The sequence below is a fragment of the Pedobacter sp. KLB.chiD genome (assembly GCF_047040275.1).
Taxonomy (GTDB): domain Bacteria; phylum Bacteroidota; class Bacteroidia; order Sphingobacteriales; family Sphingobacteriaceae; genus Pedobacter.
Map to the genome: position 1 here is coordinate 4,674,093 of NZ_CP178207.1, position 21,413 is coordinate 4,695,505.

Consider the following 21,413-nt stretch of genomic DNA (forward strand, 5'->3'; position numbering starts at 1 on the left):
TTTAGGTTGATAATGGGCTAAGAAATAAAGCGGTATTGAAAAAATATTTTTCTCCTGTAGTTTTTATCAGTGCCCTTACGCTGATATCAACCTTTTTTTTGATCTCGGTTATTTTACGTAATGGATACACATTTTCTACTTCGGTAATGTGTACTTCTACTGAAGTATCATATATCCTGAACTCATTGTCGGTAATTGATTTTAGTAACGATTTTCGAAATTTTTCCTCCCAGATGCTTTCACTTACAATTAATTCGAAATCAAGATCCCATATCTCGCACCCAAAATCGTTACGGTATCTATGTTCCCCAAAGCGGGTAAAAATAATCAGCTCTATGTGGTTTGAAATCGATTTACCAAGGTCTGTTGGCTGAAGGCCATTACCTGAAAAGATGGACTTAAATCTGAAGGGTTTGTGATAAAAGTTTTCAGACATAGACGGTTTGGCTTAAAGTTTGTTAAAAATAAAAGAAATAAAATCGTTTTTATAACCAAACAACAAATATTAAAAATTGTTATAGTACGGTGATAATTTGAACAAAAATGTGTGATTTTATGCCGATTTGATGTCAGATTAATCATTAAGCTATTGTTATGTGAAACCATTAACCTGCTATGAAACCCATTAACGCCATCGAAATCAGGAGTGCTTACACCAAATTTATCTTAGACTTTGTACTGCTTACATTATTCTCTATTCTTTGCATTTATCTCTTTTTTGCAGCTTCTGATTATGAGTACAGCTTACTTGATAAAAAAGTAAAAGAAACCGATAAACTTTCTTACTTAAGAAAAGATATCAATACAAATTTTGATCTTATTCAGGTCCGTTTTAAAGAGCTTGCCCAATATCGCGATTATAATGCAAATGAAATGAGCAAACAAAGTATTTTACTCAGTGATATTCAGAGTGCCAATAACAGGATAAAAGAATTGATTTCTAAAAAAACCGAACCAAGTCCGAGTTTTGATCTGTATGAAAAACTAAACAAAAATGTCGGTGCCATGGCCGATTTACAAGATTCGCTTTTTCAATCAAGGAGCGATATACAGCGGTATAAAGAACGGATAAACGAATGCCAGAAAGCGAACCAATCAGCAGCACAAAAGATCAGAAACGGTAGATACGGCAGGTAATTAAAAAGATATGATAAAATTGAGCATAAAGGAAAGGCGCGAACAATTTTTGTTTTTTATGGCTTTGTTCGTTTTTACTGTTGGGCTTTTGAGCTTTGGGATTTTTTATAGCGATAAATCGCGGTACGAAATTTCCAAGGAAGAACTCGAAGTTAAGATCAATGAGAACGAAGCATTTGAAAACATGGTTAAAGAAACCATGCCCACCATTGATACGACTTTTAAACAGATTACCCGTTATAACCCAAATGTTCAGGCCGTTTTTTTGAAGAACGATATTCAGCTTTCATTAGGTTCGATCAAAGCTGCGTTTGATCGTAAAGCATCAGATTCGCGGTATAAAATCTTTGTGCAGACCGCTCAGTTATACGATAGATTATTTTATGATAGACAGGAACAAAATAGAAACATTTCAGATATCGAGCTGCACAAAAGGCAATTAGATGATTGCATTACCAACAGGCGTCAGTTGCAGCAAACGATATCGGCAAGATAAATATTACCAAAAACAACCTATAAAAAACGCTACCTATGTCTGAAACAAACACCAAGCAAGTTAATTCAAATTCGCAGGGCTATGTTATCCTTTACATCCTGTTGGCTGTATTGCTCTTAACAGGCCTTATTTTCTTATTCAAGAGTTCATTATTCGAAAAAAGGAAAATTGATGCGAGAATCCTTAAGGATGAAATTTATTTAAATGAAGATTTGGTTTTTACCGATAATACCCCAAAAGCCTCCAAATGGTTATGGGAATTTGGTAATGGCGAAAAAGCCACCACAAAAACCGGTACTTATCATTATACCAAGCCCGACACTTATATCGTTCGTCTAACTGTTGATGGTGAACTGCGCCAGGAATTTCCGGTTACGGTACGCGATACCGTGCATACACCTGTTGTGGACAGTATTCTAACCATTAGCGGCCCAACAGCCGGTTTGGTTAACGAAGAGATCAGGCTCGAAGGTGATGGTCCTGGAAAAGATTTTGAATGGGCTTTCGGCGAAACCGGCCGCGTTGATGTAAAAGGAAAAACCGCCCTGTATACTTACCGTACCCCAGGAAAATATGTAGTCCGTCTGCGGTCTGATAAAGCCCGTAAGCCTGCTTTTTTAACTGTGTTGATTACTGATCCCAATGCAGAGATAGTAGAAGATCTGGTTGCCCCTGGTGATGGAGAACGTAAAACCATCGACGATATCAGGGCCCGCTTGCAGGCCATAGCCAACGGCGCAGACTTTAATTCTAATTACTACTACCTCATTAACAAATACATGTGCAACAATGAAAAGGTAACTGTAAATGTAGAAATGAACGGTAAGAAAAAACAGACTGATATTTATTCGTATTGTATGGGTTTAACATTTGGGGGCGAGATAGCAGTAGATGAGGCCCAATTAACCATTAAGCCAAATTCTACCTGTGCCAGTTTATTAAATATTAAACAACATTCGGGAATGGCCCAGCCTGCAGCAACAGCAGCTACTGACGCAGCTCCGGCAAAAACAAAATAGATTAACATCTTCACCTAATTTTAAGCTCATCCACTAAGAATATGAAAAAATATTATGCCTTAACTATCCTATTATTGGGAATATCGTTTGCCTATGCACAATCTCCGGCATCCTTTGGCAAAAAAGTAAAATATATGCCTAAATCTTATGAGAAGCCGGCCGAAACCATAAATATTAACGATAATACCGGTAGAAGCAGTCTGCCCTGGATTGTTTTTTCCGACCGTGAAGATAACTATACCACTACGGCACCTGGCGGAAGCCTTATCATGAAAAAAATCAGCTTTATGGAACCTTTTTATGTTTCTAAAGAAGAAAACGGTTACCTGAAACTGATTAAATATAAACCGGGGATGATCAGGGGGCGGAAAATAAATGATAAAAAAAGTGCCATTAGTTACGGATGGATCGCAAAATCCAAACTGCTTTTATGGCAACGTGCATTCTCTAACCAAAAAACGGGTTATGCTGAGAAAGCCATTGGTATTGTTAACGGAAAAAATGCCTTAACCGAACCAAAATTTTATTTTGATACTACCGATTCCATTTTGGTTTACAATACACCCGAGCTTAAAGACAGAAGGGCTAAAGTGAGGTTGCACGAAATCGCCTACATCTATAAAAAATCTGAAGACGGTAAAAAATACCTGATTGGTTCTGAAGATCAATTAGTTGCGGATAGCGCCTTAAAAAGTATTTATGGATGGGTTTCTGCTGAGACAGTACATCACTGGGGCGATCGTTTATACATCACTTCAGCTAAACCTGGCGATTATGACAAGGATGATTCTACGGCAATGGCCATTAAAAACGGCATTAATAACGGAACTGCTTTTGTAATAGATCCCCTATTGCCCAGAGAAAACCTGATCCTGCGTAGTGTACCTGTTGTTTCAAATGACGAAGGCAGCAAAACGGTGGGTATCGCAACAGATGTTTACAATAAAAAAGACAATAAGCTATTAACCATCAACGGTTCATCACTTTCCTATCAGGATTATTTGAATCTGCGTAAAAATAAGACAAAGGTAAATGTTGTTTTTGTAGTAGATGGTGGAAGCTCAATGACCAAGTATTTATCCGGAATGACCAATACCATTGGTTCATTTGAAAGCATTATGGGCGATTTTGGTAAAGGTACGAAGGTAAGCTATGGTGGTGTGGTGTACCGGGGCGAAACCGGCTGTGGACAACAAGGTATTTTTGTCAGCCCGGTTCAGGATGATTACAGGAAATTAATGACTTTTTTATCCAACCAGGCAAAAAATACCATGAGGTGTAATGGAGAGATTACCGAAAGCCCGGTTTTTAGTGGGTTAAAAGAAGGAATAAAGTTATTTAAGGCAAAAAAGAACGAAACCAATTTAATTATTTTAGTAGGTAGCACCGGAAATACAGGCGGTACCAATAATTATCTTATTAATGAGTTGAGCGAGCAGGTTGCCCTTGCCGATGCCCGTATTTTAGCCTTACAGGTATATAGCGATTTCAACCAGTCGTTTAACGATTTTGTAATCCAATCTCGTAAACTGGTTTCAGAATCAGCCATCCGTGCGGCTGAATACAGGAAAAATACAATGGTTAAAGGTGAAGGTTTGAAAAGCTTTCAGCCTTACAATACCAGTCTGCAAGATTCTATTTCATACTACCTGGATTACCCTAAAAACAGTTTGATACAAGGAGGGGTGGTTTTCCCGACCAAAGGATCGGTAAATTCCAACCAGAGTATGACGATTGCTTTGCGCCGTTTTGTAAAAGAAACCAATATGGATATTTACAACCAGATCAGCTCTTTGGACAGTGCTTTCCGCTTAACCGGGATTTCCCGTAAAAACCTGTCAGCTGATGTGGAAGCTTTATTGCCTCAGCCTGTCGGCATGGAGGTGGCTGATCGTATGCCGCACAATGCGTTTAAATACTATACCACTGCTAATATATCTGCCGATGTAGTAAAAAATAACCCCTCTACCTTACAATATGCAATTGTACTGAATAATATGGAGTACAAACAGATTATAGATGTTTTTACGATGATGTTAGGACAAAACCTGCAGGCAGATCAATCTTCTTTCAGAAGCAAGTTGGTTAAAAACTACGTAAGAATGCCTAAACAATTATTGGGTATGAAGATATCATCGGGTGATATTAAAGCCATGACCTTAACAGACTACATTAAATTGGTTACAGGTTTGCCTATAAACAATGATTTTTTATCTAAATATAAAGTAAGCGATTTAAAGAGTACTTCCAGAATGCCGCTGGATCAGTTCGAAACTTATATTAAGTTACTGGATCAGTCGGTTCAGCAGATCAAAAGAGCTACGCAGATTGAACAGCAGTTTATTTCGAACGGCAAGATTTACTACTACATTACCGAAAATAATTTTAACCCGGCAGTATTGCCTCCAACCAACTAAAGGCCATGGCAGTTACAAATTTAAGCGAATCGGTAAAAACAGCCTTGCATATTGCACAGTCGCTGGCAAAAGAATACAGAAATGAAGTATTTTCTGCAGCTCATTTGCTCAAAGGTTTAATGCATAAAGATGTAGGTTTAAGATCTTTTATCACTTCCATCGGAAAAGATGACGAGTACATCAGCGAGTGGGCTGAAGTTAGGATAGATGAGCAGGCGAAATCCACAAGTCTGAACGATACCGTTAGCGGTGCGCCAGAAATTGCAGTGATTTTCGAAGAAGCCGACAATGTGCGTATTAAACTCGGACTTGACTTAATTACACCGGTTTGTGTATTAACTGCACTGGCAAAACCCGGCATCGGTTTTCAGCCCGATCAGTTAAAATCATTCCCAATCAAAGAACGTGAAATTTTAGATCTGTATGTAAAGGATGAAGAAATTTCGAAGGTCGTTTCGCCAGACAAAACAACCGCAGGTGCAGAAAATAAAAGTACAGGTAATGCGCTGTATAAATATTGTTTGGATCGCTTACAAATGGTTAGGGATGGTAAAACCGACCCGATAATTGGCCGTGATAAGGAAACCCGGCAGATGATGGAAATTCTTTGCCGCAGAACCAAACCCAATGTAATTTTAACTGGCGATGCCGGTGTGGGCAAAACTGCTCTGGTAGATGGCTTTGCCATTGATATCGTAAACCAGAACGTGCCTGATCGTTTAAAACCAGTTCAGCTTTTCGAATTGGATTTAGGATCGTTAATTGCAGGCGCATCTTATAAAGGTGAAATTGAGGATCGTTTGAAAAACATCATCAAAGAAATAAAACAGTTCGAAAAAGCGGTGCTATTTATTGATGAAATTCACACGTTGTTAGATAGCAAAGGTCCTTTGGGGGCTGGTATTGGCAATTTATTAAAACCAGAACTGGCCCGTGGCGAAATAACCGTGATTGGTGCTACCACCATTGATGAGTACCGTAAGATTATCGAGCCAGAGCAGGCTTTCAGCAGGCGTTTTGAAGTGCTTCAGGTAAATGAACCAAATGAAGAAAGCACCATAAAAATGTTGCAGAAACTGGCTGTGAAATACGAAGAACACCATACCTTAACCATTGAGCCAGATGCTTTAGGCGAATGTGTACGGCTGGCCAAACGTTATATGAAAGATAGAAGGCTGCCTGATTCAGCTTTTGATCTGTTAGACAGGACTATGGCGGCCATGAAAATGATGAACGATACCTCTGATCAGGCCATTGATAGTTTGGAAACGGAGCTGGAGACCTTGAATGCAGATACAGAGCAATCAGAAGCCGATCAATTTGCAGATTATAAATGGCTTTATTCATTACTCCAAAATAAACTAAGTCCGGTTTTATTGGGCCGTTTAACTGATGAAACGCAAACCGACGCTTTTGAAACCGCTGATGAATACAAAGATTTTATCAATAACAGCCTGCAGGAGTTAAAAAAATATGCAGCTGAAAAAAGCGACCACATCACTAAACAGGATATTGCTTCAATTGTGGCCTATAAAACAGGCATCCCAATGGGGAAATTGCAGGCTGGCGAAAAGGAGAAACTGCTCAATATGGAGCAATACCTAAAAAAACGTGTGGTAGGGCAAGATCAGGCTTTAAAAGCTGTTTCAGATGCCATATTGGAATCGAGAAGTGGACTAAACAAAAAAGGACAGCCAATCGGATCTTTCTTTTTACTAGGCCCAACCGGTACGGGTAAAACTGAACTGGCCAAATCAATTGCAGAGTTTTTATTTAACGATGAAAAGGCCATGATCAGGTTCGATATGTCAGAATTTAAAGAAGAACACAGTGCCGCCCTGCTTTATGGTGCCCCTCCGGGCTATGTGGGTTACGAAGAAGGTGGCTTATTGGTGAACAAGATCAGGCAGCAGCCTTACTCTGTACTATTATTCGATGAGATTGAAAAAGCACACCCTTCGGTTTTCGATACCTTTTTGCAGATTCTTGACGAAGGCCATATGCACGATCGTTTAGGAAAAGAAGGTGATTTTAGTAATTCGCTTATTCTTTTTACTTCAAATATCGGCAGCGAATGGATAGCAGAACAGATCGGTAAAGGCGTTATTCCGGCTTCAAACCAATTAATGGAGGTTATGGCCGGACATTTCCGCCCTGAATTTTTAGCGCGGATTTCTGAAATTGTTCCGTTTGCACCAATTAACGAAAGTAATGTGGTACGCATCTTCGAAATTCAACTGAGCAGTCTGGTACAGTCGTTGAACAAAATGGGTATCGAGTTTGAAATCGCAGAAGATGCCAAGAAAATGATTGCTTTAGATGGCTTTACACCAAAATATGGTGCCAGGCAGTTATCGGCAGTGATCAGAAATCTGCTGCGCAGGCCAATTTCCAAATACATCATTTCTGGTGAGCTAAAAAAAGGATCGAAGATTAAAGTAAGCAAACATGCGGAAGAGGATAAACTAACGTGGCAAATTATTGAGCCAGAAGCTGCAACATTGGAACAAAAATTGAGTTAAAACGTTAACTATTATATTATTAGAAAAAATTAATCGTAAATCTAAATCAACATACCATGTTTAACTATGAAATTGGAGGTAACGAGCGAAAAATTGATACTTCAGAAGCTTTCGCGGAGATTGCCCATAACAAAACGCTTTTCGTACAGAAACTTACCGATAACGAACCGATAAAACCTGAAAAGGTAGAAGGATTAAAAACCGTAAAGGAAGTATTCGAGCATTATAAACCAAATGTAAGAGTAGCTTTCGAAAAGCAGGACGGATCTCCGGTTAGCGAAACCTTAAACTTTAACGACCTGGGCGATTTCGGCGTAAAAAATATCATTAATCAAAGTAACTACCTCACCAATGTGAACATTGAGCGGGAGATGTCGCTGAATGTAATTAAACAGTTAAAATCGAACAAAACCTTAAAAGCGACATTGGATGATGAAGAAACCAAATCGGCCTTTATCAGTGCTTTGAAGAATTTTGTTGATGAGTTAGAACAAAATAAATAATCTAAACGCTGAGAAAACATGTCAAATCCTCAAGAATTAAAAGCAGACCAAAATATATCCGAAGCAGGTTTTAAACCGGCAGAGGGTAAAACCATAGAAAAAACATCACTTAAAGATAACTTAGAGAAACTGGCCAGGGTGGGCGGTTTCGATTTGTTGGAAGCAACAGTTGATGGCCTTCAGAATTTAAATCCGGAAAGAAAAGCACGGAAACAGATTTTTTTAACCGGCGATGAAAAGAAGAAAGAACGCGAAGAGCTGAAAAAGAAAATCCAGCTTTGGATAGATGTGCTTGAGTCATCCAACTCTGTAGCCGATATGGTTGAAAAAAGTACCGAAAAACTGAATGCTGCAGAAGAAAACTTAAATAAAAACATTGCTACCGCGCTGGAAAGTACCCGGGAACTGGAGCAGGCTTATCGATCGGTACATTTATTTTATAAAAATACCGAATCGGACAAACTGAAAAACGTGGTGCTGTTAAATGCATCAATGGATCAGATCAAAGACCTTGATAATCCCCGTTTTATCGAATATGTAGATGACGAGTTAAAACAAAATTACGATCGCCTGGATCTTCGTAATAACTATTCGCTGATGGTTGTTCCGGGTTATATGGGATCTAACAAAGTACTGGAAAGATGGGCTAAAATTGCACACAACAACAAAGCGATGCTGGTAACCGACTTTGCCGATTTAGATCAGCCGGATGATGTACTCGATTTATTTACTGCAGCAAACTTCACTGGTGGGGATCCCTTTAGATCAAACGTGATCATGACCTGTAACTGGCTGGTGGGCCGCGGTAAAGTGGCAGAAGTAGGTGAGGAAGATGATCTTACCGTACCGGGGTCGGCGGCTTTAGCAGGTAAAATGTATTACACCTTAATGTCGCAGGTTACAGCGGGTAAAAAACATGGTGCTATAAATGAGGTTGATGGCGTAAAATTCGATTTAAAGAAAAGTGAGATTTCTCATTTAGAACGCGTTGGTTTGGTACCAATGGTAAATGAGTATGGCAAAGTAATGGCATTCTCGGCTAAAACACTATTCAATGGTGATAACATTGGTTTACAAACCTATTCAGTAGTACGTGTATTCGATTATATCACCAAAGTATTGTTCGATTTCCTGAACAGAAGGGCTTTCGAAAACTGGACTTCTAAAACCGAGCAAGATCTGCGTGGCCAGATTGTTAAATTTTTGGATGGCATCCAGGGTGCTGACCGCTTGATTGAGCGTTTTAAGATTATGCGTTTTGAAAGGGATGAGCAACAAAAAGACAGGATCCATCTTGATATACACATTACACCGTATTTTCCGGCCAAAAGTTTTGTGGTAAAACTAGACGGACATAAAGGTGAAGATGAAAGCACCACCTGGAGTTCAGAATATAATCAGCAATAGTTTTTGGTAGCTGAAAATAAAAACCCAACCCCGGCGTTGGGTTTTTTTATGGGGTATGCATCACACTTAACAAATTCTTTATAATTTTGTAATGCATCGGCCCAATCAGATTAATCAAAAAAAATGAAGCAAGTACTTATCCTGAATGGGGATATCGAAAAAAACGCATCTACAAATTTCCTGATTAACGCCTATAGGCATGGTGCAGAAAGTGCTGGCGCAACTGTGAGGGAGTTGGCCATTATCGATCTGATATTTAACTCGAACAAACTATTTAACAATAGACAGATTGCAGAGTTGGAACCCGATTTGCAGAAAGCCTTAACGGCGATTAGGCAAAGTAATCATGTCGTGCTTTTTTGTCCGGTGTATGTAGATCATATTCCGGCAAAGATTAAAGGCTTTTTTGATCGTTTGTTTATGCCCGATCAGATTTTTGCTACCCAGCAGCAAAATGTAAATAATAACTTTAGCGGCCGCTCGGCAAGAATTGTATCCATTTTGGATGAAGCAACTTTTAAGGAATGGAAAGCAAATAAGAAAACAACCTACCTTTCCATTAAAAAAATAGTTTTTGAAAAATGTAGAATGAGTCCTGTGCTGACCAATACCATAGGCGAATTACATTCCCTTGAAAATCACTATAGTCAGAAGTGGTTAGCCAAGATGGAAAAATTTGGATCACAATTGATCTAAAGCGCCTTGGGTTTTTCTGATTAAATCTCTCAAAATCGAGAGCATATGGAACAAATTGCCCTAAAATGCTACACTTTGTGTACAATTGCTACAGTTTTATATCATTCTTTTGGATAGAAATGTATTTGTAACACTAAAGATAGATTCGGATTTTTCAACATTTTCTCCACAAAAATAAGGTGATTAACTACGTTTTTAGGCCATATTCATCATTTAATATTTTTAGCAAATAGTACGACTTGTTATTAGCGAGCAGAATACAGCGGGTTTGGCCTGATCTTTGGTTACCAGATTATTGTAGCGGAGGCTACTCATAATCAAATTTTTAACCTTTAAATTTTAAAACTATGGCTTTCAAAGCTAGATTAAATTTTTCGGGCAAGGAGTACGATGTACTTCACTGCGCCTATGCGTTAAACCGTGATGTAGATGCAAAAGGAAGACCCTCTTCCGGAGTTTACGGCGGTACCATCGACATTGAGATCGAATCAACTGAAGACACCTCAATTATCGAGGCGATGGTAAACAACCAGTACAAACCTATCACAGGAACCCTTCTGATCAAGAAAACGGAAGAAGATGCCAAAATGAAAGAAGTTCATTTCGAAGATGGCTACATTGTTAAATATTCCGAAGGGATAAACATTGTGGGCGATCACCCGATGACGCTTAAATTCCAGATTTCTGCCCGCAAGCTAAAATTAGGAAATGCAGAACACCTTAACGACTGGCCAAAGGCCTAATTGAGGTTGAGGGTAGGAAGGTAGAAGGTGTAGGGAAGTCTAAACACTAAAAAAAAACCGCTAAGGAGTTTAGAGAGGAGGGTTTAAACCCCTGACGCCATGCGCCAAACCCCATGCGCTTAAAAATTCATTCATTTAAAAACATTTAAAATTTACTACAATGGCATTCAAAACCCGTTTAAACTTAGGATCAAAAGAATTTGATGTACTACAGTGCAGCTTTTCATTAAATAGAGATGTTGATGCAAAAGGCCGTCCATCCTCAGGTGTTTATGGTGGTACCATCCACATCGAAATCGAATCAACAGAAGATACATCAGTGATCGAATCGATGGTTAACAACCAGTATAAACCGCTTTCCGGCAACATCATTTTCAAAAAAGGCGAAGAAGATGCAAAAATGAAGGAACTGTCTTTCGAAGATGGTTACATTATCCAATATAACGAAGGTATTGCCGTGAACGACAATACACCGATGACTTTAAGTTTTGTGGTATCGGCGCGTAAGTTAAAACTGGGCAACGCCGAGCATGAAAACGATTGGCCTAAGGCTTAATCCCATTATGCATATCAATTAAATTGATACGCCCCGGTTTTATCGGGGCGTATTTAGTTCAAAGCGCTTCAAATACGATATCTAAATTATCATCACCAGCTTGTAGGGTTATCCTCGTCAGCTATTTTTACATTAAAGCTCAATGATGTCTGGCCAACGCAAATATATTGCAGTAGAAAATACTTACCACTCTGGTAAGATGTTTGGTTTGGCATCCGCACACAAAAATCATCCTTACAGTCCTTGCATAAAAATGGAATCATTTTTATTGGAGAGGTTATGCCTTAAAACCTGGCAACCAGGATTTGATTTAAGGTAATGTTTGTGATCAAGATTAATCAATATGGAAAAGAAACTCATTGCAGAAATCAATATAGAGGATAAGGAAATTACCCATTTTGCTTCCTTTAGTCTTACACAGGCTTTTAATGAACACCATTATTTTGAGCTGCGTTTTAACCACGATCAAATGGGTGCGCCTGGGCTGATCACTTTGGATGACAGTCGTGATTTCGTAGGAAAAACCTTAACCGCCTCCTTTGGTCATTCGCCGGAAAGTATGCAGAATTTTAAAGGTCTGGTTTCTAAAGTCGAACTATCACAAAACCACGGTTACCATGGTGTTTTGATCGTAAGCGGTTACAGCCCGACTATTTTAATTGATCGTGGTCCCGATCTGGGTTCTTATCTGGATAAAGATCTGAATGAGATTGTAAAACTGGCTACTAAAGATACGCCCGCAAACGATTTAAAGGTAGTGGCCAATGCCGCCAGAAGCACTTCTATTGATTATATTATTCAATATAGGGAAAGCGATTTTGCCTTTCTGAACCGTCTTTCGGCCGAATATCATGAGTGGTTTTTTTACGATGGTAAACAGCTCAACTTTGGTAAACCCAATATACAGAAAGAAATATCGTTGTTTTACGGTAGAGATGTGCAGGAAATGCAGTATGCCATGGAAATCGCACCAATCAAAAATAAACGGTTCTCCTATAATCCAAAGCAGAACGAAATGCTGCAAAGCGAAAGTACGGGTAAAGTAGACGGTACGCCGGATTTATCACACGCGGTTAAAGCTTCTAATTTAACTTTTAGCAAAACTTTTAATCAGCCCGCTTTAATCAGGGTCGACAATAACAACGATATTAAGAACCTTGTTGAGAACGAAGAAAAGGCCAATACCAGCGAACTCTTAAAAGTTACGGCCCGGGGTGATAATGCAGGATTAAGCATCGGAAGTATTGCCGAAATTACGATGAGCCTAAGAAAAGAAATGGCGTTTACAACCGAAAGTTTAGGCAAATTTCTGATTACGAGTATCAAACACCACATCGACGAGAATGGTAAATATCACAATAAATTCGAGGGAAGAGTAGCGACTACCGAACGTTTATTGGTAAAAAACTTTGAAAAACCACAGCCCGATATGCAGCTGGCAGATGTAATCGATAATAACGATCCGCAGGGCCAGGGCCGGATAAAGGTGAAATTTAAATGGGAATGTTTAACCAACGATGTTACGGAATGGCTGCGTGTAGTCACCCCAAGTGCAGGTATTGGAGAAAGGGGCAATAACCGTGGTTATTTCGCCATCCCGGAAATAGATGATCAGGTCATGATCGCTTTCGAAGAGGGAAATATTGCCCGTCCGGTAGTAATGGGAAGTGTTTACCACAGTTCCAGCGTAGACAGTAGCCCTCTAATCAAAAACCATCTTAAAAGTATTATTACCCGGAGCGGTCATCTGGTTGAGTTCGATGATGATGCTGGTACACAGGGAATAAAAATTACCGATATCCATAACAACATCATTCATATCGATACCAAAGGCAATAACATCACCATCACTGCCTTGGAGAACATGACTTTGAACTGCAAAAATATGCAGATTAATGTGCAGGAGAATATGGATGTAAGTGTGGGGCAAGATCAAAGTACAAGTGTTGGAAATAATCAAAGCACTTCTGTTAACAATGATATTTCAACTGTTGCAGGAAGTAACTACTTGCTAAGTGCTACCGGCGAAATCCGTGAAAACTCAGATATCCGCACAGAGTTTGTCACGAAAGATTTTGTCAGACAAGCGGAAACATCTAATGAACTGGCCGGAGAGATTACGCTATTTAGCCAAAAAGAAAACATGACTTTGCAAAGTGGTAAAACCGTTGAGGTTAACAGTGCGGAGAAATCAAAATTATTTTAAGCGATGGCGATTAAAAAACAATGTACCAACATGAGAATCTACGTAAGCACAGATTATCATCTTTTAGTTGGAAGTAGCTTTAAAAAAATTGCTGACCGGATAAATGTTGAGGCTAAAAGCAATAACCTTTCTCTGGTCAGCAATAAAAAAGTAGTTGGCGAGGGGGGTAAATCAAGTTAATTATGGCAAACGTCACATTTGGAAACTATACACCACAGGAAGATCCTAAAGATAACTTACAATATGTTTATTATACACGTGAGGGAGAATACTTAGGCGGAATTGCAGGGAGTGCGAAAATATTTACAACATCCAAAGAGAAATATGATCAGGCTGTGGCTGCAAAAAATTGGGAATCTTTGAATGTTGATGCTAACCTGGTTAAATATGATGGTAAAGCACTTTCGCATTCGGATTTCCGATACATTGCCTACATCGTGAGTCACGAATCTGGTAATGCTGACATAAAAGAGCTCAGGTGTGTAGCCTTTACCAGTCGTAACAGGGCTGTTTCCACCAAAAAAACATGGAGATCATTACTTGCTTCTGGTTACTCTTCCGTACCGAACAAGAAAGAACTACCAGATAAAAATGATGAAAAATCAAAACTGGCCAGATATGCGGTACTGGATGTTTGTTTCGGGATGGAAGATATTACAGATGGAGCTGAATTTTGGGACGGAACCGATTTTCTTGCCTGGGGAAATTCTGAAACAAACCCTTACAATAAATTGGGACAAAATAAATTTGATGAATATAAATTTGTGGAAATTCCAAAAGCTGTTTACGATGAATTTGTTGCAGCGAATGGTACTTCGGCCAGATACAAAGATAAAGGTAACCATGATGCCAGTACAGATCAGGGTACGCACGAACACCTGAAGAAGAAAGTTAAGAAACCTGTACTTGGCCCGGATGGCAAGCAGGTAAAGGGTGCCGATGGAAAACCACAGTTTAAGGAAGTTGAAGTACCCGATAGAATTAAATATGCTGTTCCGTCAGCCGATTTTCAGGATCAGCAATATTGGACAAGTGGAAATTTTTATTACGAAACCAATGTAAAAACGACAAATGGTATTTCTGCTACTATTACTGCCGGGAAAAGTATATTTTGGAAATTAACACCCAACCGTTTAACGCCTGCAACCGCAAAATAAAATATGAATAAGCTTATATTGGCATTTATACTCCATTTTTTAATTGGCTTTTCTGTAAATGCACAGCAATTACAGAGAAAGACTAATGCCTATCATGGAGTTTTATTAACGCAACTAACTGAAGTTAAATCTAAAGAAGAGGTTGAAAGAGATACCAGTAGGACATTATATCTGCAAAACAATTCAAAAGACAGTCTTTTTGTATATAAAATTGCTGAAGGTGTAATCTCCGAAGCCACTGCTTATTTTTTAACGGGTAGTAGCAAAGGCCTGTGTTTAACCGCTAAATCTATATCAGGTGATGCAGAAACGCTTAATAAACTGCAAATTAAGTTTTTTGATGCCGAACATGTTATGCTTATTAATCAAAAGGATAAATATGTATTGTATCCGAAATTTTATGAATTGATTAAACAGGAAATAAATGGGAAACATAGTATTGTTAGTTTATTCGATCTTTTAGAAGATTATCTGGAGGATTATTCTATTTATAATATCTATCCGGTTTTATTATCTGAAAATCGGGCAAGATGGGCTAAAATTATTCAGCATGCGAAAATTACAACACAGCGGAACCAATCAGATTTAAAAGATAGTTGGGATTACAAATACCAGTATAACAGCCAGGGTAAGCTGGTATCTGTTAAAGCTACATCAGCAGATGAAACGCATTTCAGTAAGAAAATGAGTTATATCAACTCCAGTACCATCAAAATGGATATTTATCGGAATACAGAAGATCGTCAGATTCTATCCAGAAAGATTAGCTATCATCCTTTGAAAGATAATCAACTTAATATAACCGATCATGTTGAAGAAACAGGTCAAAATAAAGAAACCATATTGATTACAAAGATCCATAGTAAAAACATAGGAAAGGTAAAATCTTTAAAGCCATCTTTTGAGGAGATAAAAAAGTTAATTAAGCAATTGAAATGAAAGTAAGTGATTTGATTTAAATTGATGTAGGGCAAGAATATCGCTAATTAGATAGTATGTCTTTAAATGAAATTAGGTTATAATAGTGACAAAATGGACATCTCAAATAAAAAAATATATTATTCAGGTGTAAATGCGCTTCGTTTAGAATGGCCTGCTGATTTGTCCGTACGTTATGGGGTTTTAATCAATTTTAAAGAAGGAGAGGGAAATACTAACGAGGTAAAGTATGAGGTACGGGTAACACGGCTAAGACCCGGTAAGACAGGGGAGCCTCTGTTTCAGATCAACCGCATAAGTGACGTTTTTATTAATGAAATTCCGCCCGACCTCATAGCCGATAAATTGGCATATGCCCTTGGGAAAGTATTTTATCCCCTGGTAATAGCAGTTGATCATAATGGAGGTTTCCAAAGCATTTATAATCATGATGAAATTTTAAAAAGATGGCAACTGGTTAAAAAAAATGTGCTTGATAATTTTGATGGTTGTTTGGTTGAGAATTATGTCTCCCGTATGGAAAAACAGCTTTCCAACCTGGATCAAATACAACAAGCATTTTTGAACGATTGGCTTATCCAAACTTTTTTTAAACCACTTTATAAAGAATACGGCCAGCACCGCACTGCCGAGTCGGTGTATAAATTTCCGATAGCAAAAGATTTCCATGTTGAAGGTTATATAACGGAAGAAAAATTGAGCGGACAGACCAATAGCTTTGGTGCTGTAGAGTTATTGCATAATGGTATCATCAAACCTTTAGAAGATGAATTATTTATCGCTCATAGGCATACAGGTGATTATGTAGGGAATTATTTTTTACACCCTAAAAATAAAAGGATTTTATCAGTAGTTTCTGATTTCAGCTATAGGTCTCAAGAAGAATCAAGAGTAAAAATAAGGATTACCGTAATCCCTGAAGACGGATTGGAGTTCGATCACGATTTTGAATTGGAAAGTAACGTGAAAGGCTTGCCGGTAACAGAAATGGTGATGATTGATGGACAGTCGCCTAGAAAAGGATTTTGGAATCGTTTACTAAATAAGTAAAATATGGCAGAGAAACATGTTGTAGTTCAGGGTGCGCAATGTATGTGCAAATTTGGATCGGCGCCAGATAAATTAAAGGTACTAACACATACCAAAGAATATGCGAACGACAAAGATGGTAGTAAGAAACTGATAGCAACTACTGTAGATATTGGTACAACTTTCGAGAAAAATATGTTCGGTTCATGTTCAAAAATGAACAATAAGCCTTGCACTGCAACGGTAACGAAATGGTCGGGCTTTTACGAAGATACGGTATTAACCAATGGAGGGAAAATTTTGCTCGAAGATAGTAAAGCTACCTGTCCGATAGGTGGTACTGATTGTATTTCGATTGTTCAGCACGGGCAAAAAGCAGAGGCTTCACAACAAAACTTTGATAATGCAAACAAGGACGTTCAATCGCAGCTCAACCCCATGTCAGAATCATTAGATGAATCTGCAAATAATTTTGAGGGTTTAGACGCGAGTGTTAAAGCATAACATTATGGCAAAGGGAATAAAGAAAATTGTTTGGACCGGCGAAGGTAAAGTATATAATGCCAGGAAAGGATCTATACCCGGTCAGTTAATGGTGATAGCCCCTGGTGAGCGTATTTGGTTTCAAATTGGCGAATGGGAGACTGGAACAACAGAGCAGGATAAAAAGAAAGATATAAAATGGGCAATTTTTAATCAAAAAGGTGTTATTGATTTTCAGAAAACAATCCCCAGCCACTTTAAATATGGGTTTAAAATTCCCAGAAAACTTTGCGGTCCTTATTTATGGTATATAGAGGCAAGCTGGAGTGGAAACTTTGATGGTAAATCAGGGCTGAAAGTCAGGGGCGAATCACCAGCAAGAATCGTAGACAGCCGATGGAGCCAAAATGAAGGTGGACCCGATGTACGCAAAACTTACCAGTTTTCTTATGGAGAACTGGTCTGGCTGAGACTAAATACTGAAGGTTTGAATGGCTACAACAACGTAGAGGTTCGCGTTTTCAGAAGATTGCGGAGCATGATGGGGCTATGGCCAAAAGATGATGAAGTGACCCGTAAAATTTACCGGGTAAATATCATTGATGGCGAAATCAACTTAAAAATACCCAATACCTATTCTTGGTATCAATCGATGAAAGATAGGAAAGATGTAGAGGAATTTTATGTACGTGTGGTACATCCGGTAACTGGTCAATATATCGAAGATACACAGGGGGAGGGCGATACAGCCCACGCCAGGTTTTTAAGGATAAAAGACAAGGTGAAATCGCAGGTAATAGAAAAGCCCCAAAACAGAACACCTGTTACCATTTACCAACCCGATAAAAATGAAGCAAGGTTTGAGTTATGTAAGTTTGAGCAGATTAATTTGACTGAAGAGGGAGCGAAACCTGAACTTATTTTTGATAATGGAAAAGGAATTAAGAACATTGCCGATAGGAGAGAAAAAATTGTAGAATCTATTCACTTTAAGTTCGATAGTACAGAATTATTGCCTGAAAGTTTAAAACAGCTCAATAACATTTTGAGATTTTTATTGGAGCATCGTCATAGCACCATCAATCTCGATGGTTTTGCCTGTGTAATTGGAAAACAAAATCACAATAACATATTATCACAAAACAGAGCAGTAACCGTTAGGGAATTTTTTGTGAAAGGAAAGTTAGACCCTAAACGGATTACAACCACTGGACATGGAGAGGTAAGACCTACTGACGATAAAATGGGACGTGATAATATCAAATATAAAAATGAATACGAATATGTAAATAACAGACGGGTAGATATTGCATTTGAATATTATGGTCACAATGCAGAAACTATTATTTACGAAACAATAGCAGGCAGTAAGCCAAAAAAAATTACGATAGAGCCAATAAATTTCGATACCAAAGCCTGTTTTGAACGTAAGAAACATAGCAAGATCATTAAGTTGATCAACGTTGATTTAAATGCTGAAAGTGAGGGCAAAATTACGGTGCCGGCAGTATCTACAATGAGTAAACTTAACGTTTTGCCCTTGAATTATATCTGGCCCAGACGGGATGGCATAAAGAATATTTATTCTATCCATATTCACACCTGTAGATATTACTCTGTTCCAAATAAAGAGACATTAGCGATACATGTTTATTCTGACATTAAGTGGACATTGGAATTCAAATGGTCTCATACGCAGCCTTTCGCCTATTCATATGGGAGTAAACTATACGGTTATGAGTTAAAAAATGCTCAAGATAAAGCCATTGGATCAGCTATAGATGCAGAGTGGTCTAAGCGATATGGGGAAATGGCGCAAAAGTTTGAGTTATCCCTAACAGGAGAATGGACTTCGGCCAGTGGCAGCAAACAAAAAATAGAATTTGGTAAGGAGTGGGCAGAGCGTATTGCAAAAACTCTGCGCATTTTCAATAAAATTAAACAACTGGCTGATGATGTGGTTCAATCGCCTGTAGCTAAAGGTAAATGGAGCTTTGAGGTTAAACCACCAGTAATTGCTTTATCAGCCCAATGGTATCTTCAGAAAACTAATGGCAAAGTAGGGGAATTAGTTGAGATTGGTGCAGATACAAAGCCACTTGTTGAAGCTAACACATTCATCGATTTATTTAAAATATTTCTTGAATATGGTGGGAATGCGATTTGTCCGGGGGCTGGTTCGGTTATCAATTGGGTATTGCAAAAACTTGAAAAAAATGTTCAGATTACCTTTAAGGTTATATTTGGAGGAGCCATTAACGTAAATGGGCGGACCAAAATAAATGTGCTTTATCCCAAGGAAACGACAGGGAATGTGAAAGTTACAGGTGAAATAAAAATCTCAGTAGAATTTAAAGCGCTAGCTAAAGCCGGTACGGCAAATATGGGGGTAGAAGGGATTCTAACTGCAGATGTCAAAACCAGCGTAACTGGTGGCATCGAAGTTGGCGCTGATAAAAACGGCATCTATGCTAGTCCAATTGCATCATTTGCCGGTATCAAAGCTAAGTTTGTAGCAGCTACCACTGTAAAATTCGGTTTTATCAAAAGAACATTCAGCTATGAAGGTGAATCTCTTATTGTGAAACCAGATGAACTAAAATTTGAAAAACATTATATTTAACCCTTATGAAGACAAAAATATTGTTCTCGTCACTATTACTCGTGATATTAGCAACTGCCTGTAAAAGAAAGGTAGTTGATATTTCGCAATTAACTTTTAATAGACCATTGGATATAGATTTAAAAGGATATACTTCGAGGGTAGAAAATCAGGATGGACATATTGAAGTTTCAAATGGTGGCTTAAAGATCGTGGATAAAGGGGAAAAGGTTATGAAATATTCGTTCGATGAAAAAGAAAGTGCTAATCTGAAATTTGACGGTGCAGGAATAAACCCGTCATTCGGCGCGGTCATTACCACCTATAATAATCTGTTATCTTTTGCTACATTTACACTAACTACCGATCAGACTGCTCGTGGCATACAGTATCTCAAAAAAAAATATGGAAAACCCAAAAATGCTGTCGTAAACAATATCATGGCAGAAGCCCTAAGTGAGAAAACAAAAGCAATGATTAGCGAGAACTTTCCAGAATATTATAAAGAGTATAAAAACGATTTTAATACTATGGTTGTCGAATACCCTCAGGTTACTTCATGGGTGAAAGATGATGTCCTATATCGGATGACACTTGATCCCGTAAAAAATAATTTAAACTTTAAACTCGATATCATTACAAAAAAAGCATTTGATGATGCCGTAATTATTGGTTATCATAAAAATATTGATGATCCGTTTAAATAACTAAGTTAGACATGATAAAAGAACCCTATTACTTAGTCGACTTTAATGTCTCGCTTGCAAATTTTGACATTTTGATCAATGATGTGCTCGCCTTTTCTCATGACAGTGGGGGAAGCATTTACTCAAATTATCCCATTAACCATTTTATCCTAAGCAGTGGTGTACAGCAGGTTAAAGTAAGGTTCAAGCCGTTAAAAAATTCACAAACCATACATCATGAAGCCGAAGCCGTTATTAAAATCCAATACCTGGACGCTTCTACCATGGACCAAAAGCAGCTTTTAACTGTGTATGAGTATAAAATGCCAAAGGCTGAAAGCGGTAAATTACCGATGTTAGAATTAATGGGCGAATTTAAGGCAGAAGTACCCTATCAATTATCGGGATGGAAGGATGCTAATATAATTGATACTAAAAATAAGGTCGCACTCGAACGGATACATAACTATTATCTTCGTATTTACAATCTTTTTAGAGATAAGGATTTAAATACTCTTGCCTCGCTGTTAAAAAAGAGATACGAAGAGACAGATACAGCCATGTACCTACAAGAAGATAATATAGTTGGATTGAATAATATTTTTAAAATGTTGGAAACTGAAGGCTATGTTATGCAGGATTTTCCAGAAACACCTCACATAGAATTTTATGCAAAAAATAGAATTGCAAATCTAGTTAGGATGGATAAATCACCTGTTATTTCTTATTTAAAAACTGAAAGTAACGAAGAGTTTGGCTTCCCTTTTTTCATTCATCTGCCAAAAAACAAAGATTCTTTTGAAGTTATCCGATAG

The 21,413-nt window shown here is 38.2% G+C and carries 20 protein-coding genes; 19 read left to right on the forward strand and 1 reads right to left on the reverse strand.

The window, feature by feature from the left end; genetic code table 11:
- Position 1 precedes the first annotated feature (1 nt).
- Positions 2–436 (reverse strand): GPW/gp25 family protein, encoded by a 435-nt coding sequence (locus ACK1I8_RS19290; RefSeq protein WP_412466904.1) that lies wholly within the window; start codon positions 434–436, stop codon positions 2–4.
- A 179-nt stretch (positions 437–615) separates the two neighbouring features.
- Here ACK1I8_RS19290 and tssO point away from each other — a divergent pair, with 179 nt between their 5' ends.
- The 19 genes from tssO (at position 616) to ACK1I8_RS19385 (ending at position 21,413) form a co-directional block, all read left to right on the forward strand.
- On the forward strand, positions 616–1,137 hold the full coding sequence (gene tssO, locus ACK1I8_RS19295; RefSeq protein ID WP_412466905.1) for a type VI secretion system TssO: 522 nt from the start codon (positions 616–618) through the stop codon (positions 1,135–1,137).
- 10 nt (positions 1,138–1,147) lie between these two features.
- Positions 1,148–1,633, forward strand: a complete 486-nt coding sequence (locus ACK1I8_RS19300) for a type VI secretion system transmembrane protein TssO (RefSeq protein ID WP_293787918.1) — start codon at positions 1,148–1,150, stop codon at positions 1,631–1,633.
- A gap of 35 nt (positions 1,634–1,668) precedes the next feature.
- A complete protein-coding gene (locus ACK1I8_RS19305) occupies positions 1,669–2,652 on the forward strand; it encodes a PKD domain-containing protein (RefSeq protein WP_412466906.1) in 984 nt (327 codons plus the stop codon).
- 41 nt (positions 2,653–2,693) lie between these two features.
- Entirely contained in the window at positions 2,694–5,069 is a 2,376-nt protein-coding gene (tssR, locus tag ACK1I8_RS19310; RefSeq protein ID WP_412466907.1) for a type VI secretion system protein TssR domain-containing protein, read from the forward strand.
- A gap of 5 nt (positions 5,070–5,074) precedes the next feature.
- On the forward strand, positions 5,075–7,591 hold the full coding sequence (locus tag ACK1I8_RS19315; protein WP_412466908.1) for an ATP-dependent Clp protease ATP-binding subunit: 2,517 nt from the start codon (positions 5,075–5,077) through the stop codon (positions 7,589–7,591).
- Between the two features lie 56 nt (positions 7,592–7,647).
- Positions 7,648–8,094, forward strand: a complete 447-nt coding sequence (locus ACK1I8_RS19320; protein ID WP_293787926.1) for a hypothetical protein — start codon at positions 7,648–7,650, stop codon at positions 8,092–8,094.
- 18 nt (positions 8,095–8,112) lie between these two features.
- Complete coding sequence (locus ACK1I8_RS19325; RefSeq protein ID WP_412466909.1) at positions 8,113–9,501, forward strand: DUF5458 family protein; 1,389 nt, start codon at positions 8,113–8,115, stop codon at positions 9,499–9,501.
- 123 nt (positions 9,502–9,624) lie between these two features.
- On the forward strand, positions 9,625–10,197 hold the full coding sequence (locus ACK1I8_RS19330; protein WP_412466910.1) for an NAD(P)H-dependent oxidoreductase: 573 nt from the start codon (positions 9,625–9,627) through the stop codon (positions 10,195–10,197).
- Positions 10,198–10,544: 347 nt separating this feature from the next.
- The gene (gene tssD / locus ACK1I8_RS19335) at positions 10,545–10,940 is read left to right on the forward strand and encodes a type VI secretion system tube protein TssD (protein ID WP_090496868.1); all 396 of its coding nucleotides are present in this window, start codon (positions 10,545–10,547) and stop codon (positions 10,938–10,940) included.
- Positions 10,941–11,100: 160 nt separating this feature from the next.
- Positions 11,101–11,496 carry a type VI secretion system tube protein TssD gene (gene tssD / locus ACK1I8_RS19340; RefSeq protein WP_090983662.1) on the forward strand — a complete coding sequence of 132 codons (396 nt, stop codon included), beginning with the start codon at positions 11,101–11,103 and terminating at the stop codon, positions 11,494–11,496.
- A 343-nt stretch (positions 11,497–11,839) separates the two neighbouring features.
- The gene (locus tag ACK1I8_RS19345; RefSeq protein WP_412466911.1) at positions 11,840–13,702 is read left to right on the forward strand and encodes a type VI secretion system Vgr family protein; all 1,863 of its coding nucleotides are present in this window, start codon (positions 11,840–11,842) and stop codon (positions 13,700–13,702) included.
- A gap of 30 nt (positions 13,703–13,732) precedes the next feature.
- A complete protein-coding gene (locus ACK1I8_RS19350; protein WP_412466912.1) occupies positions 13,733–13,882 on the forward strand; it encodes a hypothetical protein in 150 nt (49 codons plus the stop codon).
- Between the two features lie 2 nt (positions 13,883–13,884).
- On the forward strand, positions 13,885–14,859 hold the full coding sequence (locus tag ACK1I8_RS19355; RefSeq protein WP_412466913.1) for a hypothetical protein: 975 nt from the start codon (positions 13,885–13,887) through the stop codon (positions 14,857–14,859).
- A 3-nt stretch (positions 14,860–14,862) separates the two neighbouring features.
- The gene (locus tag ACK1I8_RS19360) at positions 14,863–15,798 is read left to right on the forward strand and encodes a hypothetical protein (RefSeq protein WP_412466914.1); all 936 of its coding nucleotides are present in this window, start codon (positions 14,863–14,865) and stop codon (positions 15,796–15,798) included.
- 93 nt (positions 15,799–15,891) lie between these two features.
- Positions 15,892–16,848: a hypothetical protein gene (locus tag ACK1I8_RS19365; RefSeq protein WP_412466915.1), complete on the forward strand. Its 957-nt coding sequence runs from the start codon at positions 15,892–15,894 to the stop codon at positions 16,846–16,848.
- Between the two features lie 3 nt (positions 16,849–16,851).
- On the forward strand, positions 16,852–17,331 hold the full coding sequence (locus ACK1I8_RS19370; protein WP_412466916.1) for a DUF4280 domain-containing protein: 480 nt from the start codon (positions 16,852–16,854) through the stop codon (positions 17,329–17,331).
- Between the two features lie 4 nt (positions 17,332–17,335).
- On the forward strand, positions 17,336–19,933 hold the full coding sequence (locus ACK1I8_RS19375) for an OmpA family protein (protein WP_412466917.1): 2,598 nt from the start codon (positions 17,336–17,338) through the stop codon (positions 19,931–19,933).
- A 5-nt stretch (positions 19,934–19,938) separates the two neighbouring features.
- Positions 19,939–20,619 (forward strand): hypothetical protein, encoded by a 681-nt coding sequence (locus ACK1I8_RS19380; RefSeq protein WP_412466918.1) that lies wholly within the window; start codon positions 19,939–19,941, stop codon positions 20,617–20,619.
- 11 nt (positions 20,620–20,630) lie between these two features.
- Positions 20,631–21,413 (forward strand): hypothetical protein, encoded by a 783-nt coding sequence (locus tag ACK1I8_RS19385; RefSeq protein ID WP_412466919.1) that lies wholly within the window; start codon positions 20,631–20,633, stop codon positions 21,411–21,413.

Excerpts from the sequence above, each read along its gene's own strand:
- ACK1I8_RS19290 (WP_412466904.1), bottom strand. The coding sequence starts at position 436 with ATGTCTGAAAACTTTTATCACAAACCCTTCAGATTTAAGTCCATCTTT.
- tssO (WP_412466905.1), top strand. The coding sequence starts at position 616 with ATGAAACCCATTAACGCCATCGAAATCAGGAGTGCTTACACCAAATTT.
- ACK1I8_RS19300 (WP_293787918.1), top strand. The coding sequence starts at position 1,148 with ATGATAAAATTGAGCATAAAGGAAAGGCGCGAACAATTTTTGTTTTTT.
- ACK1I8_RS19305 (WP_412466906.1), top strand. The coding sequence starts at position 1,669 with ATGTCTGAAACAAACACCAAGCAAGTTAATTCAAATTCGCAGGGCTAT.
- tssR (WP_412466907.1), top strand. The coding sequence starts at position 2,694 with ATGAAAAAATATTATGCCTTAACTATCCTATTATTGGGAATATCGTTT.
- ACK1I8_RS19315 (WP_412466908.1), top strand. The coding sequence starts at position 5,075 with ATGGCAGTTACAAATTTAAGCGAATCGGTAAAAACAGCCTTGCATATT.
- ACK1I8_RS19320 (WP_293787926.1), top strand. The coding sequence starts at position 7,648 with ATGTTTAACTATGAAATTGGAGGTAACGAGCGAAAAATTGATACTTCA.
- ACK1I8_RS19325 (WP_412466909.1), top strand. The coding sequence starts at position 8,113 with ATGTCAAATCCTCAAGAATTAAAAGCAGACCAAAATATATCCGAAGCA.
- ACK1I8_RS19330 (WP_412466910.1), top strand. The coding sequence starts at position 9,625 with ATGAAGCAAGTACTTATCCTGAATGGGGATATCGAAAAAAACGCATCT.
- tssD (WP_090496868.1), top strand. The coding sequence starts at position 10,545 with ATGGCTTTCAAAGCTAGATTAAATTTTTCGGGCAAGGAGTACGATGTA.
- tssD (WP_090983662.1), top strand. The coding sequence starts at position 11,101 with ATGGCATTCAAAACCCGTTTAAACTTAGGATCAAAAGAATTTGATGTA.
- ACK1I8_RS19345 (WP_412466911.1), top strand. The coding sequence starts at position 11,840 with ATGGAAAAGAAACTCATTGCAGAAATCAATATAGAGGATAAGGAAATT.
- ACK1I8_RS19350 (WP_412466912.1), top strand. The coding sequence starts at position 13,733 with ATGAGAATCTACGTAAGCACAGATTATCATCTTTTAGTTGGAAGTAGC.
- ACK1I8_RS19355 (WP_412466913.1), top strand. The coding sequence starts at position 13,885 with ATGGCAAACGTCACATTTGGAAACTATACACCACAGGAAGATCCTAAA.
- ACK1I8_RS19360 (WP_412466914.1), top strand. The coding sequence starts at position 14,863 with ATGAATAAGCTTATATTGGCATTTATACTCCATTTTTTAATTGGCTTT.
- ACK1I8_RS19365 (WP_412466915.1), top strand. The coding sequence starts at position 15,892 with ATGGACATCTCAAATAAAAAAATATATTATTCAGGTGTAAATGCGCTT.
- ACK1I8_RS19370 (WP_412466916.1), top strand. The coding sequence starts at position 16,852 with ATGGCAGAGAAACATGTTGTAGTTCAGGGTGCGCAATGTATGTGCAAA.
- ACK1I8_RS19375 (WP_412466917.1), top strand. The coding sequence starts at position 17,336 with ATGGCAAAGGGAATAAAGAAAATTGTTTGGACCGGCGAAGGTAAAGTA.
- ACK1I8_RS19380 (WP_412466918.1), top strand. The coding sequence starts at position 19,939 with ATGAAGACAAAAATATTGTTCTCGTCACTATTACTCGTGATATTAGCA.
- ACK1I8_RS19385 (WP_412466919.1), top strand. The coding sequence starts at position 20,631 with ATGATAAAAGAACCCTATTACTTAGTCGACTTTAATGTCTCGCTTGCA.